This window comes from Candidatus Eremiobacterota bacterium, assembly GCA_031082125.1.
In the GTDB taxonomy this organism is placed as follows: domain Bacteria; phylum Vulcanimicrobiota; class CADAWZ01; order CADAWZ01; family Ess09-12; genus Ess09-12.
Map to the genome: position 1 here is coordinate 89219 of JAVHLM010000017.1, position 16221 is coordinate 105439.

General features: G+C 56.1%; 16 protein-coding genes. 5 read left to right on the forward strand and 11 right to left on the reverse strand.

Annotation, left to right across the window (positions count from 1 at the left end; translation table 11 throughout):
• The first annotated feature begins 33 nt into the window (after positions 1-33).
• Positions 34-729 carry an ATP-binding protein gene (locus RDV48_18405; protein ID MDQ7824776.1) on the forward strand — a complete coding sequence of 232 codons (696 nt, stop codon included), beginning with the start codon at positions 34-36 and terminating at the stop codon, positions 727-729.
• A gap of 15 nt (positions 730-744) precedes the next feature.
• Here RDV48_18405 and RDV48_18410 read toward each other — a convergent pair whose 3' ends face one another.
• Positions 745-2967 (reverse strand): hypothetical protein, encoded by a 2223-nt coding sequence (locus RDV48_18410; protein ID MDQ7824777.1) that lies wholly within the window; start codon positions 2965-2967, stop codon positions 745-747.
• Positions 2968-3207: 240 nt separating this feature from the next.
• On the opposite strand from RDV48_18410, the gene RDV48_18415 reads away from it, so the two are divergent.
• From RDV48_18415 to RDV48_18430, 4 genes are all read left to right on the forward strand, one after another.
• Positions 3208-4284 (forward strand): DUF362 domain-containing protein, encoded by a 1077-nt coding sequence (locus tag RDV48_18415; protein MDQ7824778.1) that lies wholly within the window; start codon positions 3208-3210, stop codon positions 4282-4284.
• The gene (gene amrS / locus RDV48_18420; protein MDQ7824779.1) at positions 4250-5410 is read left to right on the forward strand and encodes an AmmeMemoRadiSam system radical SAM enzyme; all 1161 of its coding nucleotides are present in this window, start codon (positions 4250-4252) and stop codon (positions 5408-5410) included. Before RDV48_18415 ends, amrS begins: the two co-directional genes overlap by 35 nt.
• A 5-nt stretch (positions 5411-5415) precedes the next feature.
• Positions 5416-6969 carry an AmmeMemoRadiSam system protein B gene (gene amrB, locus RDV48_18425; GenBank protein ID MDQ7824780.1) on the forward strand — a complete coding sequence of 518 codons (1554 nt, stop codon included), beginning with the start codon at positions 5416-5418 and terminating at the stop codon, positions 6967-6969.
• Positions 6970-7060: 91 nt separating this feature from the next.
• Positions 7061-7558, forward strand: a complete 498-nt coding sequence (locus tag RDV48_18430) for a zinc ribbon domain-containing protein (protein MDQ7824781.1) — start codon at positions 7061-7063, stop codon at positions 7556-7558.
• Positions 7559-7624: 66 nt separating this feature from the next.
• On the opposite strand, the gene RDV48_18435 is transcribed toward RDV48_18430, so the two are convergent.
• From RDV48_18435 to lpxC, 10 genes are all read right to left on the reverse strand, one after another.
• Positions 7625-8335: a hypothetical protein gene (locus RDV48_18435; protein ID MDQ7824782.1), complete on the reverse strand. Its 711-nt coding sequence runs from the start codon at positions 8333-8335 to the stop codon at positions 7625-7627.
• 83 nt (positions 8336-8418) lie between these two features.
• Complete coding sequence (locus tag RDV48_18440) at positions 8419-9615, reverse strand: lipid-A-disaccharide synthase-related protein (protein MDQ7824783.1); 1197 nt, start codon at positions 9613-9615, stop codon at positions 8419-8421.
• A 14-nt stretch (positions 9616-9629) separates the two neighbouring features.
• Positions 9630-10379, reverse strand: coding sequence for a metallophosphatase (locus tag RDV48_18445; protein ID MDQ7824784.1), 750 nt, complete (start codon positions 10377-10379; stop codon positions 9630-9632).
• 26 nt (positions 10380-10405) lie between these two features.
• A complete protein-coding gene (locus RDV48_18450; protein MDQ7824785.1) occupies positions 10406-10747 on the reverse strand; it encodes a hypothetical protein in 342 nt (113 codons plus the stop codon).
• 16 nt (positions 10748-10763) lie between these two features.
• On the reverse strand, positions 10764-11906 hold the full coding sequence (lpxB, locus tag RDV48_18455) for a lipid-A-disaccharide synthase (protein MDQ7824786.1): 1143 nt from the start codon (positions 11904-11906) through the stop codon (positions 10764-10766).
• A gap of 50 nt (positions 11907-11956) precedes the next feature.
• The gene (gene lpxA, locus RDV48_18460; protein MDQ7824787.1) at positions 11957-12784 is read right to left on the reverse strand and encodes an acyl-ACP--UDP-N-acetylglucosamine O-acyltransferase; all 828 of its coding nucleotides are present in this window, start codon (positions 12782-12784) and stop codon (positions 11957-11959) included.
• A gap of 13 nt (positions 12785-12797) precedes the next feature.
• The gene (locus RDV48_18465; protein ID MDQ7824788.1) at positions 12798-13823 is read right to left on the reverse strand and encodes a Gfo/Idh/MocA family oxidoreductase; all 1026 of its coding nucleotides are present in this window, start codon (positions 13821-13823) and stop codon (positions 12798-12800) included.
• Between the two features lie 20 nt (positions 13824-13843).
• Positions 13844-14959 (reverse strand): DegT/DnrJ/EryC1/StrS family aminotransferase, encoded by a 1116-nt coding sequence (locus RDV48_18470; protein ID MDQ7824789.1) that lies wholly within the window; start codon positions 14957-14959, stop codon positions 13844-13846.
• A 4-nt stretch (positions 14960-14963) separates the two neighbouring features.
• The gene (gene fabZ / locus RDV48_18475) at positions 14964-15392 is read right to left on the reverse strand and encodes a 3-hydroxyacyl-ACP dehydratase FabZ (GenBank protein MDQ7824790.1); all 429 of its coding nucleotides are present in this window, start codon (positions 15390-15392) and stop codon (positions 14964-14966) included.
• The gene (gene lpxC / locus RDV48_18480; GenBank protein MDQ7824791.1) at positions 15316-16221 is read right to left on the reverse strand and encodes a UDP-3-O-acyl-N-acetylglucosamine deacetylase; all 906 of its coding nucleotides are present in this window, start codon (positions 16219-16221) and stop codon (positions 15316-15318) included. The genes fabZ and lpxC overlap by 77 nt, the downstream gene beginning before the upstream one ends.

The following is a 16221-nucleotide window of genomic DNA, read 5'->3' on the forward strand; positions in this document are numbered from 1 at the left end:
AGAAGTATTGTGCACTGACAGAGGTGAAGATCCGTGGTACACGCAGCAGAAAATCACAACACAAACCCGTTATCAATCCAGAACGATCAATCGGCAGTCCCTCTCACTGATCGTCGCGATTATTTCAGCCTCGTCGAGATTACGGTGAAAAGCGAGCCGAAGAACATCCATGAGCTCATCACCAGGATGCGGGCGCTGTTCCTGGAGTTCAAGCTGGACCGTGAAACCGTCGAAGATCTCGTGCTCCTCATCGATGAGGCCGTCACCAACACGGCTGAGCATGCCCACAAGTTCGACAGCACCAAGAATGTCATCGTGAGGCTCACCATCAAGCCGAGAAAAATCCAGATACTTGTCAAGGGCATCCTGAAAAAGGACCTGGTGACCCACCACCGGTTCATCGAATTCCTGAAAAGGCTCCTGAGGGAGGAGATTATCAGCATCAGGAAAGCCAATGAGTTCCTCAGGGAGCTCGTGGCCAACGAGCTCCTCGAGCCAGAAAAAGCATCGTCGCTGAAAGAGGAATTCGCCGGCTTGACCGAGCTCCCCGAGGTCTCGGTTGAAAACGGCCTGTGCGATATCGATGCACTGCTTGAAACCTATCTCGATGAGCGCGGAAGGGGCATCATTCTCATCAAGGAGCTTACCGAAGGGAAGGTGAAGGTGGATATCATCGGGAAAACCCTCACCTTTGCCATGACCAAGAACCTCAGGCCCCACGCCGCATAGGAAGCGCCCCGCCGCTCACCGCTTTCTTCCGAGAAGAGGAAGCCACAGGAACATCCCCAGGAACGCCATGAGAGCCATCAACCTGCAGGTCTCCTCCACTCCCATGAGAGGAATGAAGAGGGTGCCGCACAAAAACGCTCCACAGGCCGCCCCCAGGTTGTCAATGGTGTTCACAAGCCCGGCGGCCTGGGGGACAGAAGCCCCTCCCCTCAGCGTCATGAAGCCCACAAGAGGGAAGGCCATACCGTTTAACACTCCCATGGAAACAACGAGGCAGAAAAAGAGCGCCTGGGAGGAGAGAAGAGTCCCTGCATGAAGGAAAAGCGGCCCAAGCCCCCTCAGGATCGAGGGAAGGGCCGCGGCGAAAAGGATGAGCGCCGACTGAAGCACCCAGAAAAAGAGGGGGGCCCTGTCTTTCAAGGCGACCCTGGAAAAAGCCGCCCCCAGGGCCATGCCCCCCATGAAGGCTGCCACCACAAGGCCCACCATCTGGTAAAGATATCCATAGAGGTTCTGGTAGGAGAAGAGCAGTACAATCTCCATGCCCATGGCCGAGAAGCCGAAGACCGCCAGGGAGGCAAGGTAATTGAAGCGCTGCTGGGAGGAAGCGTCAACTTTTCTTTTCACCACGAAGAGGATCCTGGCAAGGATGAGGAGGGCAAGCACAAGGGCAAAGGTGGAGAGGGAGAAGCGGGAGCATAGCGCCAGAAACCCCGCCATACGTGACCCTGATATTCTGTCCCATATGACAAGGCTGTAAAAATAGGTGACGGGCCTGAAGTCGGTATTGCAGAGCGATGGCGCCTCCTCCAGCATGGCTCTTGCCTCCCTCACCCTCAGGGGAGGAAAAAAATCATCAAACATGAGGGGCGAGAACCGCTCCTCGGGAACATGACGGCCTGCGAAGCGTTTTTTGAGCACGGCGGGATCAGATGTCACCACCCCGGGGGCGTCACTTGCAAAGAAATACATCGTATCCTGGGGACTTACCTCGACTGAGGGGAACACTTCCCTGAGGGTGCGGTACACTGAGGCATTGTAAAGGCTGTAGAGAGAGTCCCTGTACTGAGGCGACGAAGAAAGTGAGAGGGCTAAAACCCCTCTCTTGTCCATTATTCTATTGAGGGAAAGGAAAAACTCTCTTGTGTAGAACCTGTTGAGCATGGCGCTCGAAGGATCGGGGAGCATTAGAATGACCACATCATAGAGGTTCTTCGCCCTGTTCACGTAATATCTCCCATCGCCGCTTATGACGGTCACTTTCCTGTCCTCAAAACCCGAGCGCTCGTAAGGGTCCAGATAAGGCCCCACCATGGCGGAAAGGGCGGAATCGAGAGGCACGTAGTGGAGGGACTTTACTCCATGAGCCAGGCATTCGGCAAGAAAGCCTCCCGATGTCTCGCCAATAACGAGGAGCGAAGAAGGCTTCTCGTGCTCGGCAAGGATCATGTGAGCGGTAAGCCTCACCCCGTAGGGATCAGGAAAAGAAAAGCAATACTGGCCGTTCCCATAGACGCTGTATTGGTCTTCCTGCACGGTAAGGGCCAGGTTCTGGTATCTCGAATCAATCGAGCTGACCAGGGGCAGGCCTGAGATGAGGGACTCCCAGCGGAGCTTTATGAGGCTCATGTTGAGGGCTTCCACGCGGGGAAAAAAGAGAAAGACACCGGCCAGCACGGCCCCCATGAGGCCGAGGGAAAGAGGGCCCCTCTTCACCGACGCGGCAAGAAGAAGGAGCATCGCGATACAAAGAAGGGCCCAGAGAATATGGAGTGATGAGTAACGCTCCACAAGGGCGAAGCTGAAAAGGACCCCCCCCAGAAGGCTTCCAAGAGATTCAAGCGTATACAGGGAGGCTATGGCTGAGCCATCCTTCCTGTGGCGCGCCATCAGATGGCAGCCCAGGGGGAAAGAAAAGCCTACCACGATGCCATAAGGGGCAATCACAAGGAAAGCAAGCAGGCACATGGCACCAAAGCTGATATAGAGTCCCTGCGGCACGTGGAGAAGCAGGCGGGCGCTCCTTATAAGGGGCACCTCTCCAAGGGGAATAAGGGCAAAAAGAAGAAGGCAGAGGGGGAAAAAGCCCTCAAGGTTCCTTTTCCGGGACATGGCCGTGAAAATGAGAGCCCCGAGGGCTATGGAGAAGAGCCAGACTCCCATTATCATGCCCATGCAGAGCTCGTTCCCGTAAAACACCACAAGGAACTCCCGCACCATCACGGCCTGGATTATCATCGAGGCGCATCCCATGAAAAAGAAGGAAAGGTACAGCAGGATTCTCGGCTTGATGGCAGCCCTCCAAGAGTATTTCCGAAGGATTCGCCATCTAAGGGACAGACTCTTTTTTTCAGTGCAAGGCTGCTATAACCAGATACACCTCTCAATAATTTCGGAACCCGGGGAAAAACGGTGTTCGTTGACAGCACCCCGGTTCACCCCTATAATAAGAGGGAATAGACTCCCCGGGAGGCACCGATGGATGACACGCCGAGCCGCCGGATGTTCCTGGGACAGCTTACAGGGCTTGTCCTCGGCTTCCCGCTTATGGCATCGCTTACCTGCAGCCACAAGGTGGCAGGAACAGGAAGTGCTGGACCCGCAGGGGAGCACCCGTCGCCCGTACCGGCCGAGATAAGGAAGAGGCTTGTCGAGGTCCGCTCCGGCAAGGTCCTCTCCGCGGAGAATACTGTCAACAGCAAAGTGCTCGAACAGATGCTCACCTGCGCCATGGAACGCCTCACCGCCTGCCATGGTGACGCCGCGTGGCAGAAGCTTTTCTCACCTTCCGACATGGTGGCCCTCAAGGTGAACTGCCTGGCGGGGAAACGCCTCTCCACCCACCGGGAGCTTGTGAATGCCATCGTTTCCGGCCTCACGAGAGCGGGCGTTCAGAGCTCGAGGATTATCATTTATGACCGCACCTCAGAGGAACTCAGGCAGGCAGGCTTTTCCCTCAGCAGGTCAGGCGGCGCGGCCCGCTGCTTTGGCACTGATGAGCCGGGAGTCGGCTACGATGAGGAGCCTACCATCTCAGGCGAGGTGGCAAGCCGCTTCTCCACCATCATCAGCAGGGAATGCACCGCCCTCATCAATGTGCCGGTCCTGAAGGACCATGACCTCTGCGGCCTCTCGGCGGCCCTCAAGAACCATCTGGGTTCCATAGACAATCCCAACAAGTACCACCCCAACGGCGGGGACCCTTACATAGCCGATATCAATGCCTCGCCGCTCCTCCTCAGCAAGAGCAGGCTCATCATCTGCGATGCCCTTGAAGCCCTTTATGACGGCGGTCCCGCTTACAATCCCGCTGGAACCTGGTCCTACGGCGGCATCCTTGCAGGCTGTGATCCCGTGGCCCTCGACACGAGAGCCCTCTCCATCATAGAGGCAAAGCGCAGGGAGATGAAACTGCCGACACTCTCCGATGAAAAGCGCTTCCCTCACTATATCGCCCGGGCCGCTGACAGCGACCACCGCGTGGGTGAGGGGGACTTTTCAAAGGTGGAGCACATGCTCATTGACCCTCTCGAGTGTGAAGGAAAGGGGGACTGAAACGGCCATGGTGAGCCGACGGCAGTTCCTGAAATCCCTGTGTCTTTTCTCCTGCACCGCTCCTTTTGTTTCGGGGCTTCTGGGCAGCACCGGGAGTGATCCCCTCGCCCCCTTCACAAGAAAAGCCCGCTATTATGAAAAACTGCCGGGAAGGAGGGTCCGGTGCACCCTCTGCCCGAGGGAATGCCGGGTGGGAAACAGGGAGCGCGGTTACTGCGGGGTAAGGGAAAACCGGGACGGCGAATATTATACCCTTGTCTATGGGAATCCCTGCTCCCTCGGTATCGATCCCATTGAAAAAAAGCCTTTCTTCCACTTCCTGCCCGGCACGGGAGCCTTCTCCCTCTCGACGGCAGGGTGCAATATGAACTGCCGCTACTGCCAGAACTGGGAGATTTCCCAGTCACGGCCTGAAAACGTGCGCTGGCAGTCTCTCTTCCCGAAAGATGCCGTAAAAGAAGCGCAAAGACGCCAGTGCCGCTCGATCTTGGGGACCTACGCAGAGCCCACGGTATTCTTTGAATATATGCTTGCCATTGCCCGCGAAGCCCGGCAGCAGGGCCTCAAATCAGCAATAGTCTCGGCGGGCTTCACCAGGAAAGAACCCATGGAGGAGTTCCTGAAAGCACTCGATGCCGTCAAGATAGATCTGAAATCCTTCGATGACGAGTTCTACCGGAAAATCTGCGTGGGGGAGAGGGCGCCGGTCCTCGAGACCCTTAAAACCATAAGAAAGTCAGAAGTGTGGCTCGAGATAGTCTATCTTGTGGTGCCTACCCTCAACGACTCGATGGACAAAATAAAGGAAATGTGCCAGTGGATAAAGAAAGAACTGGGAAGCGACGTGCCCCTTCATTTTACGAGGTTTCACCCGATATACAAGCTCAAGAATCTGCCGTCAACTCCCGTAGCGACACTTCAGAAGGCCCGTAACGCGGCCATGGCGGAGGGCCTGCACTATGTCTATACGGGGAATGTTCCCGGCGATCCAGGCGAAAACACATACTGCCACCATTGCAGAAAGCCTGTAATAGAGCGTGCCGGCTTCATGATAAAGAAAATACACCTTATCAAGGGAAAATGCCCTTATTGTAAAGAGCGGATTCCCGGTGTATGGGAGGGATGAGATCAATGCGCCTTAGTGCCTGGAGTGCCTTTCTTGTCATCATGATAAGCCTGTGCTTTCTCTCCCCCCACCAGGGATGCGCTTCCCAGAAAGCTGCGGAGAAGAGAGAAGAAGCGGCGTCCTCGCCAAGGGAAGAGGAGCCTCTCAAGAAGCCCAATGTGGCAGGGCAGTTTTACCGCGACGACAGGGAAGCGCTCACGAAGGAACTGAAGGGGTATCTGGAAAAGGCCGGGGCAGCCCCTCCTGGCACCGAAGAGGTCTGCGGTATCGTCTCACCCCATGCCGGCACCATCTACTCGGGACCTGTGGCAGCTTATGGATACCGCCTTGTCAAGGGGCTTCCCTCCAGGACCGTTATCATTATCGCGCCAACTCACCATTTCGACTTCGAAGGCTTTGCCGTCTATGACCGCGGTGCCTTCAGGACCCCCCTGGGTGACGTGCCTGTTGACAGGGCCATGGCACAGAGGCTCATGGAAAAGTGTTCCCTGGTCAAGAAGCAGTATGAGCCTTTTGAAAGGGAGCACAGCCTCGAGCTCCAGATCCCTTTCCTGCAGGTGGCCCTTGAGGATTTCAAGATCGTGCCCCTCATCGCCGGCAGGAACGACCTTGAAGGGTGCAGAAAGCTTGCCCAGGCAATGGCCTCACTCTTCGGGCCCTCAGAAACGCGGCCGGTGCTGCTTGTGGCAAGCTCTGATCTCTCCCACTACCACCCTTACAAGGAGGCGCAGTCCATAGACGGGAAAACCATCAAAGCCATAGAGAAAATGGATGCTCCGGCACTCCTCGGGGAAGGCGCCGGGAACTGCGAACTCTGCGGCGCGGTCCCCGTGGCCACCGTGATTCTTGCCATGAAAGAGCTCGGGTGCAGGCCCGTCCTTCTCAAATATGCCAATTCGGGTGACACTGCAGGCGATAAAAGCCGCGTCGTAGGCTATGCTTCCGTGGCTTTCTCAAGAAAACCAGAGACAGGGAAGGTGAAAGGTATGAAAGATGAATTCCTCACCGGGGAAGACAAGAAAGAGCTCCTTGTGATGGCAAGGAAGACCCTTGAAGAGTATCTCAAGACAGGCAAAAAGCCTGAGTTCTTCAAGGACAGCCCCATCCCCGAAAACCTCAAGATGGAAACAGGCATGTTTGTGACCCTTCACAAGCATGGCGCCCTCAGGGGATGCATCGGGCACCTTACAGGAGGCGACGCACTCTATAAGTCCGTGGTGGAACTCGCAATCTCATCGGCGACGAGAGACACGCGCTTTCCCCAGGTGAAATATGACGAGCTCAAGGATATCCACATAGAAATCTCGGTAATGTCGCCCCTCAGGCGTGCCGAGAGCGCCGACGAGATCGTGATGGGGAAGCATGGCGTCATTGTGAGAAAAGGCTTCCACAGCGGGGTCTTTCTTCCCCAGGTGGCTACCGAGACCGGGTGGACCAAGGAGGAGTTCATGAGCCAGCTCTGCTGGCAGAAAGCGGGACTTTCTCCCGATGCCTGGAAGGAAAAGGATACGGAACTCCTCATTTTCACCGCTGACGTGTTCGGAGAACCGGAAAAGTGACCATCGCCGGGGCCCTGCGGTGCAAAGAAGGAATATAGGGCAGCATACCGAATGAATAGGACAGGTTGAGTTGACGAAAGGAGGGCTCCTATTGCTCTGCCTGAAATGCGGACACAACAACGCCCAGGGAGCTAATTACTGCACCCGCTGCAACGCGGCGCTCCCCAAGATGACCCAGACTGACACGGCGCCGCCCACCAAGGTGAACGAGCGTTACATGCAGCTCAAGGAAGCCGGCGAGAAAGCCAAGAGCGGCGAGTGGACAATTGAGCAGTACGGGAAGTTTCTCCAGGATATCCAGGCCATCCTTGCTCAGAAGGAGCAGGAAATCCGAGAGATAGAGATCCCCGAGGAAGCAATCGAGGAATTCGCCGAGGAGCTGGAAGTGGGCTTTAACGGGATTGAGCTTTACAACCAGGGCATCGCCAACATGCTCCTTTTCCTTGAGGACAAGAACGCCGACCACATTGACTACGGCCTTGAGCTCGTCCATGAAGGAAACGAGAAGATAAACGAGGCAATGCGCATCAACAGGGAAAACAGGCGGAAGCTCGAGGAGATGTATATCGACAACTCGACTCTCATGTAAGGTTTAAAGACAGGAAAAAAAAAGAGGCTTTGCAAAGCCTCTTTTTTTTTCCCTGTTTTCCCTCCGTCAGCCCGCGAGAACCTGGGCCCACTTCGCCGATATGGCATCTCTCACCTTGGCGCGGTTCGCCGCCGCCTCCGAGATTATCTTCATGATGTCGGTCTGGAGGTCCTGGAGCATCTGGAAGATCTTCCACATGTGCTTCTGGCGCTCCACGGCCATCTGCCAGTAAGCCTCGTTGGACTGGAGCTGGTCAGTCTGGGCCATCTGGGCCATCTGGGACTGCGAAGAGGACGACGACTGATCACCAGGGCCTCCCGGAGGCGCCACGGGGCCCGGAGGCTGTGAAGGATCCGGCGAGGGGCCCGGCGGATTCGGTGGTGAGCCGGGGGGGCATGATCCGCCGCATTTTCCCGGTCCCGGCGGAAGTCCCCCGCCAGGCATTCCATCCATAAATGAGGGAAGCTCCATCCCCTGCGAAGCCGGCTGCTGGGTGCCTCCGCCTGAAAGCCCCGCCATCGTATCGGTTGCAGACCTCACCTCTTCTCTTTTCTCATCAGTGCCGAGGTTCTGAGCCTGCCCTGTCTGGGCACCGGCTCTCGGCCCCTCCTGCTTTGAAAGCTCTGCATGGTCCACTGTATCGGCAGGCACAAGGGCGGTGGTCTCTCCCTCGGTCTCTCTCTTCTTTGCTCCCTCGCGCTGTGCGCCAACCTGCTGGGCGTTCTTTATATAGTCAGATGTCTTCGGCCCCACCGGGCCTGCTCCCTGAATCGCCATCGCAGCCTCCTCCTTGTAGAAATCCTTAATTTCATTATATCAGGGGGGATTTTAAAAGTAAACATCCGCACGTTAACAAAATGTTAACTTCCCGGGGCCCTGGCCTGCGCGGCTCCGGCATGCTCAAGCAGCGATAAGGCCATGGCCCGGGCGCCTCCAGGAGGGCCCATCCTCTCGTACCCGATGGCAGCCATGCTCCTGTAACGCTCGGGGATACTGAGGATGGCAGACACTTCCGCCGCGATAGCGCCCTTCTCCTTTGCCACGACAGCTATGGAATCACCAAGCAGGCCTTTCTGGCGCTTCCTGTACCACCCGAGCTCCTGCCTTCCCTGGCTGTCAAAAGTGACGACAGGCTTCCCGAGCCCCACGGCCTGTTCATTTCCCGTGCCGGCCTGGCCGATAAGGACGGTGGAACACTTGAGCACATCGCCGAACATGCCTCTCACCACGGCAATGGAGACAGGCTCCTTGTCAAAATAGTCCATTGAGCCCGAGGGAAAGCTCTGGCCTTCCCTGAAGCGCCATCCCATCGGCGCGATCTTCCGGGAGAACTCCTCAAGCGGTGTCGAGAGGGCGGCACCCATGAGAAATGCCACCTTGCCCTCACAGATGGTATAAAGCTCCTCCACCGCTTCCAGTATTACTGCGATGTCGCCATAGGCCTCGGCACGGCTCCCGGGAAGGATGCCCACGCAGGGGAGGCCCTCCCTGAGGCCAAAGGTCTGGCCTTCATAGTCAAGGCTGTCCATCATGGCATTCCCGACCCACCGGGCATCTATGCGGGACGCTCTCAGGGAAGCGGCCGTCGGCTCGTCGCGCACGAAGGCCACCTCGCAGGAGCGCCTTATGACTGCTCTCTCGAACCCGTTGTAAGGCACAAAATAATTTGACTTTGCCGTGCCAATCATGACCCGGGGTGGCGCGGCGAAAAGCATGGCCATCAGCACGGGGTAGATATCACCGACGGCCGCCGTGACATCCACATGGCCCTTCATATGTTTAATGGCGAGGGCCTGAGCAGCCGTGAGGCTTCCAAGGCCGCAGGCAATATCCTTGAGAAGGTTTCCCGGATTCCCCGGGATCATGCCGCCGCTGGGCATGAGCTGCCGGGGTCCGATGACCTCGACGCCGCATGCTTCGTAGGCCTTGCCTTCCCCCACGAGGGGCAGGGCGGTAATGATCGATGACACGTCAATGGCGAGGAGGGCCTTCACCACGCTTGTGGCAATAGTATCTTCTCCGTAGCCATTGCTGATAAAGAGGATCCTGGGCGCCATCACACAATTTCCTTTCATGATGCCATCGTGGAGGTGCTCCCTCCGGGGATAAGCCCGTACGAGGCAAGCCTTAACGGCCTCTCTCCCGCTTCTATCACGCACTTTCCCATATACCTGCCATGGCTTCCTGCCTGCATTATCAGGGTTTTCCCCACCCTGAGGGGCTCATGGAGCACCCGATGGCTGTGCCCTCCCAGAATAAGATCCACTCCCCTGGTCTTTTCCGCAAGCTCCCTGTCATCGCGAAGGCCAAGATGGGAGAGCACAATGACGCAGTGCACTCCCAGGGCTTCGAACTCCCCAAGGATCTCCCTGAGGGCCACAAGAGGCGGGATGAAGAGAAAGCCCGTGCACCTTGTGAGAAAGGAATGCTCGGGGAACTGCACCGGCGTGAGGCCCATCACGCCCACCCTGAGGGTGCCCGCTTCCACGATGAGATGGTCCTTCCAGCAGTGAGAGGACTTCCCCGTAAGATCCTTGACATTTGCCGAGAGAATGGGAAAACGGGCGCTTTTTGCCCTCAGGGCGAGCACAGGGCGCAGGTAATGAAATTCCCTGTTGCCCATGGCCATTGCGGTGTACCCGGCATCATTCATCGCCGAGAGCACTGGCTCCCTGGGGTAAAAAAGCGTGCTCGACCCCCCCAGGGCATCGCCGCTGTCAAAAAGAAAGGTCCTCTCGTCGCGGGGCACCTGTTTGAGCAGCGAGAAGAGCTGATAACGGTTGTGAAGATCATTGGTATGATAGATGGTAATCTGCTCCATGAGAACTCCCTTTCAGAGAAGGGTTATCATGGCTTGGGAAGCGGCATGTAGGGGAGCCACCCGCAGAAGGCTCCGGCCACAAGGCCTGCCATGCCTCCCATAAGGCCCATGGCCATGTCCAGATTGCCATATCCCGCGAGAAAGCCCACTACCACCCCGAGAATGCCAAAACCCATCACCATCTCCTTCTTCCCCGAAAGGGCGGGAGTGCCGGGGGAGGAAGGAGGCGCCGGAGGCGCCTTTTCAGGGTTCTCGCCCGGGACGCTTTCCTTGGGTTCCGAGAAGGCACGAAGCGATGACAGGGGGGCCTCCCCTGTTTTTTCCGGTGATGAAGGTGACTTCTTGTAAGCCCTTACTTTCTTTTTCATAGTACTCCTTTCGTGCTCAGCTGCCGTTTTCACAGATATCCACCACGAACTGCGCAATATTTTTTGTAACCCCGGGGCTTCCCAGGTCGAGCCTTACTTCCAGAAGGGCCTCGAGCATCATGCGGCGACCCGGGGTCTCATCAATGAGGGGAAGGCACTCGGCGGCTATTCTCCGGGGATTCACCTCAAGCTGCACAAGCTCCGGTACCACCCTTTTCTGAAGGATCAGGTTGGGAAGGGAGATATGGGGAACCTTGATCAGGAGCTTCCCGATGCACCAGTCAGGCCAGGCCAGCTTGTAAAGGACCACCATGGGAACCCCCAGGATGGCCGCCTCAAGACTTGCGCTCCCCGACGCCATCAGTATGCACCTGGAAAGCTTCATCACTTCGTGGGCATTGCCCTCAGCAAGGGTGAGGCCTTCCATGTGAGGTGCCGTGAGGCCCTCTATCAGCGGGCGGTAAAGCGGAAGGGCCATGGGAAGAATAAAATGGAGATTCTTCCTTTCCTTCATGAGCAGCTCCTTGGTCTTCACCAGCACAGGCAGCAGCGAGACTATCTCCTGGTGCCTGCTACCCGGCATGAGGGCCACATAGTCTTTCCCGGGGGGAAGGCCAAGCCTCGCGACCAGCTCGTCACGCTCCCCCTTCACCTCGAGCATGTCCACGAGAGGGTGGCCGAAGTAATTTACAGGAATGCCTGCCCGGCGGTAGGTCTTCACTGTATAGGTAAAGGCGGGAACAAGGTAATCAGAGACCCTGGCAATCTTCTTTACCCTTTCCACGCTGGGAAACCATGCCGAAGGGGGGAAAAAATAAAGGGTTTTCACTCCATGGTCATGAGCGAACCGGGCAATCCTCATGTTGATGCTGGGTGTATCAATCAATATGAGAAGGTCGGGCCTCTCCTTGAGGATAATCGCCTTGACTCTCTTCACCAGGCCGAGAAGGAAAGGAATCTTCCCCAGGGCGTGCCAGGGACCGATGATGCCCCAAGACGTGCTCTCCTCAAAAATCATGACGCCCTTACTTTTCATCCTGGCGCCGCCGATACCGAAAAACTTATACGATGGCTTCAAGTGCCTGATGGTTGCCGCGAGATGAGCACCCTGCAGATCGCCTGAAGCTTCTCCTGCGAGAACCATTATCTTTTTCGACATTCCGGTGAGCTCCGACAAAGTGGTGGAAAGCCTTGATAGATTGGGCTTTTCTAAGGAGCAGTGAGATTCATGCTGGAGGAAGCCTCACTATCATTCACCCGTCGAAGAATGATTCCCATTTTCGAGGGAGACTCTAAGAACTTGATAAGGTGCGCAATCTCAGGCCCCGGGGCAATCTGGGTTTTTATCTCCTCCAGAGCCAGGAGGCGGCTCTTCTGGGCGATGATGCGGTAGGCGCGCTTCAGATTACCCCTCACCTCCTGCGAGATTTTCTGCCTCTTAAGGCCCACTATATTGAGGCCGAAAAGCCGGGCGGGCTGCCCCCATACCATGCTGTAAGGAGGCACGTCCTTTACGACACGGGCATATCCTCCCACCATTGCAAGGCTTCCTACCCTCACAAACTGGTGAACACCCGACATGCCTCCTATGACTGCCCTGTCCTCCACATCAACGTGGCCCGCGAGGCTTGTGGCATTGGCGATGAGCGTATTGGATCCGATGATGCAGTTATGACCTATATGCACGTAAGCCATCAGGAAGTTGTTATCGCCGATTTGAGTGACACCCTCATCGGAGGTGGCCCGGTGCACCGTGACAAACTCTCTTATGAGGTTATTGTCCCCGATCTTCACGTAGCTCTTTTCTCCCTTGTACTTGAGATCCTGGGGCTCTGTGCCCAGGACGGCGCCGTGAAATATTCTGCAGTTGCACCCGATAGTGGTCCATCCATCAATTATCACGTTGGAGCCTATGGTGGTACCGGCTCCAACCCGCACGTGCTCACCTATGATGGAAAAAGGCCCTACTTCCACGCTCTCGTCCAGCTGCGCGCCTTGATGCACTACCGCAAGTGGGTGAATCTTGGAAATTGTGATCTCCCCCTTTAAGCTATCCTGCCTTTGCCATCTCCATTAGCTTCTTTGCGATGACACTGTTTCTCTTTTTCACGATTTTCATATTGTTTACCACGTTAATCGCGAGCTCAAGCGCCTTTTTGCCATCATCACCCGTCACCATGGGAGTCTTGTGGCGTATCACACAGTCCATGAAGTGCTCCAGCTCCGACCTGAGAGGTTCGCACCTCTTTATCGGGATGAACTCGGGCGGGTTGGTATGGTTCTCTTTCGGGAGCCTCAACACGGAGAGGGACTGGTTCATGAAGTCCAGTAAAAAAGTCCTTTCCTGCTCAATGATCTTGAGATGCCTGATCTTCTCGCCGCTTATGCGGCTTGCAAAAAGACTCGCAATGGAGCCGTTCTTGAAAAGCAGCTGCACAAGCGCCATATCCTCCTGGGAGGAATAGAGCGAAAGGCCGAAGGCATTGATATGAATCACCGATGAATGGACAAAATTTATCAATATGTCCAGATCGTGAATCATAAGGTCCCATACCACTCCTACATCAAGGTTTCTCCCCGAGGGGTACCCCATGCGGTGCGCTTCAAGATAGAGAGGCTTCTTCACCAGTTCCTTGAGATGGCCCACCGCGGGATTGAAGCGCTCAAGATGCCCTACCTGGAGCACCATATCGTGCGACTTTGCCGCCTCCACAATCTCTTTTGCTTCCTGGAGGTCGTGGGTGATGGGCTTTTCCACCAGCACGTGCACTTCCTTTTCGAGGAACTCCAGGGCCATCCTGTGATGAAGGCTCGTGGGAACGGCGATGTTTACCGCCTTCACCTTCCCGAAAAGCTCGTGGTAATCCTCGAAATAGGCGGTGCCGAGCTTCCTTGCATACTGCTCACCGCGCTCCCTGTCAATATCCACCACGCCGACCAGGTTGACATGAGGCATCTCCGAATATATCCTTGCATGGTTCTTGCCCATGCTGCCTATGCCGATAACCCCTACGGGGACAGGGATCTTTTCCAGGGTGCTCACTTTCTTGTCTTTCAATGTAGCAGCTCCGCTCATCGATATTCCCCATAAGCACCTTATACAGGTGTCATGTCGTTCTTTTTACAATATTCTCCAACAGTGCTGACAATCCTCTCTAAATCATCTCCACTTAAGGCGGGATGGACAGGGAGGGACAGCACCTGCGACGCGCAGGCCCTCGAAACGGGGAGAGAATCACCATGAAATCCCATCTCCCTGTAAAGAGGCTGATCCGGAATAATGGTGGGATAGAAAATCTTATGGCCGATGCCCTTCTCCTTCAGGTGCTGGATCAGCCCGGCGCGGCCGTGAGGGACTTTCACGGTGTACTGGTTGTAGACATGAAAGTACTCTTCATGCGGTACCGAGGGAGTTTCAATGCCCGGGATGCCCTTAAGATGCCCGTCAAGGAAACGGGCATTGGAGCGGCGCTTCTCGATAAGCTCGCCGATGCGCTCAAGCTGGCCTATCCCTATTGCCGCGGCAATGTTGGTCATCCTGTAATTGTAGCCGATAATGGAATGCTCATATTCTCTGGGCATCCCGTGGTTTCTCAGGAGCTCGGCCGCCCTGGCCACTTCCTCCCGGGAAGTGAGAACCATCCCTCCTTCTCCCGAGGTGATATTCTTGGTGGGATAGAAGCTGAAAATACTCGCATGGCCGAAGCTGCCGGCCTTCTTTCCCCTGAAGGCGGCCCCATGAGCCTGGGCGCAGTCCTCTATGAGAATCAGGTTATGCTCGCGCACGAGCTCCATCAGAGCGTCCATATCGCAGGAAAGGCCGAAAAGGTGCACGATGAGCAGGGCCTTGATGTCCCGCTCCTTCTTGAGAAGCTCGCGAAGGGCCGGCACCGATATGTTGTAAGTATTCCTGTCTATATCGCAGAAGACCGGCTTTGCCCCGCAGTAGAGCACGGAATTCGCCGTGGCAATAAATGAAAAGGGCGTCGTCACCACCTTGTCTCCTGCCTTAATGCCGCAGGCAAGCAGGGCCATATGGAGCGCCGTGGTGCCAGAAGAAGCGGCGATACCGAAGGGAGAGCCGATATACTGCGAGAACTGTGCCTCAAACTCGCGCACTTTTTCACCAGCGGCGAGCACACCGGAATCGAGAACCTCCATGACAAGCTGTTTTTCACGTTCCGAGATAATTGGTTTTGCGATGGGAATCATTTTGCTACTCCTTTTCCTTCACTAATGAGCACATCATTTCGCCTTCCGCCACCAGCACATCGCCTACATAAGCCTTGGCCACCATTCTCCCTATCCGCCTTTTTACTCCCCGCAGCTCGACTTCGAGCCTGAGCTGATCGCCGGGGTACACAGGCTTCTTGAATCTCATGTGGTCAATGCTTGCAAGATAGGGCACGACCCCCCCCGTCTTGTCGGCGCATATGATGAGAATGGCGCCTACCTGGGCCAATGCCTCGGTGATAAGCACCCCCGGCAGGATTGGATGGTCAGGGTAGTGGCCCTGGAAAAAGGGCTCGTTGATTGACACATTTTTGAGACCGACAGCCTTTTTCTCGTCAAGAGCGACAATCCTGTCCACCATGAGAAACGGGTACCGGTGAGGCAGTATCTTTCTTATCTCCTTTACCTCCATTTTCAATCACCTCCAGTGACTCAAGGTATTTTACAAGCTCTGCATTGAGGGCGTGACCTGCCCTGATGGAGACAATATGGAGCGGGATCGCGGCGCCTGCCAGAAAATAGTCTCCTATGAGGTCGAGACATTTATGGCGCACCGGTTCCAGAGGAAGGCGCAGGGGCGAGGAATAGCCCTCGGGCATGATGACAAGGGCATTTTCAAGGTCGCCTCCCCGGGCAAGGTTCTTCTCGAGGAGTATCTTTACTTCCTCCCATAACCCGAAGGTACGGGCCGGCGCCACTTCGGAGAGAAAGGTCTCCTGCGCCAGCGTATATTCAAAAACCTGCACCCCCACAAGAGGATGTTCATAATCAATGAGCACGGTGAACCGCAGGGTGTCAGAGGGCAGGGCTGCAATGAGCGATTCTCCCCTTGCTATCCAGAAGGGCTTTCTTAAGCGTGCGCTCCTGCGGTCCTTCTTCTGCGTGCATCTTCCCGCCTTCAAAAGGACATTGCAGAAAGGAAGGGCGCTCCCGTCCAGGACAGGCACTTCACCGGCATCGATATGGATCGCGAGGTTGTCAATGCCGCTGCCGCAGCATGCCGCCAGCAGGTGCTCCACGGTGCTCACGGTGAAGTGGCTGTTCCCGAGAATGGTGCAGCGCTCCGTATTCACCACCGAGGAGGCCCGGGCTTTCAATGGAGGAAATTCGGGATGGTCACGGCGGTAAAAGACTACGCCTGTATCTTCCGGCGCAGGAGAGAGCTCCATCACGACGGGGCACCCCGAATGAAGGCCCTTCCCTTCAATGCGGACTGCTGATGCGATGGTATGCTGTCCCAT

Excerpts from the sequence above, each read along its gene's own strand:
- RDV48_18445 (MDQ7824784.1), bottom strand. The coding sequence starts at position 10,379 with ATGGAGCAGATTACCATCTATCATACCAATGATCTTCACAACCGTTAT.
- amrB (MDQ7824780.1), top strand. The coding sequence starts at position 5,416 with ATGCGCCTTAGTGCCTGGAGTGCCTTTCTTGTCATCATGATAAGCCTG.
- RDV48_18435 (MDQ7824782.1), bottom strand. The coding sequence starts at position 8,335 with ATGGCGATTCAGGGAGCAGGCCCGGTGGGGCCGAAGACATCTGACTAT.
- lpxB (MDQ7824786.1), bottom strand. The coding sequence starts at position 11,906 with ATGTCGAAAAAGATAATGGTTCTCGCAGGAGAAGCTTCAGGCGATCTG.
- lpxC (MDQ7824791.1), bottom strand. The coding sequence starts at position 16,221 with ATGGGACAGCATACCATCGCATCAGCAGTCCGCATTGAAGGGAAGGGC.
- RDV48_18450 (MDQ7824785.1), bottom strand. The coding sequence starts at position 10,747 with ATGAAAAAGAAAGTAAGGGCTTACAAGAAGTCACCTTCATCACCGGAA.
- fabZ (MDQ7824790.1), bottom strand. The coding sequence starts at position 15,392 with ATGGAGGTAAAGGAGATAAGAAAGATACTGCCTCACCGGTACCCGTTT.
- RDV48_18410 (MDQ7824777.1), bottom strand. The coding sequence starts at position 2,967 with ATGATAATCCAGGCCGTGATGGTGCGGGAGTTCCTTGTGGTGTTTTAC.
- RDV48_18470 (MDQ7824789.1), bottom strand. The coding sequence starts at position 14,959 with ATGATTCCCATCGCAAAACCAATTATCTCGGAACGTGAAAAACAGCTT.
- RDV48_18465 (MDQ7824788.1), bottom strand. The coding sequence starts at position 13,823 with ATGAGCGGAGCTGCTACATTGAAAGACAAGAAAGTGAGCACCCTGGAA.
- RDV48_18440 (MDQ7824783.1), bottom strand. The coding sequence starts at position 9,615 with ATGGCGCCCAGGATCCTCTTTATCAGCAATGGCTACGGAGAAGATACT.
- RDV48_18415 (MDQ7824778.1), top strand. The coding sequence starts at position 3,208 with ATGGATGACACGCCGAGCCGCCGGATGTTCCTGGGACAGCTTACAGGG.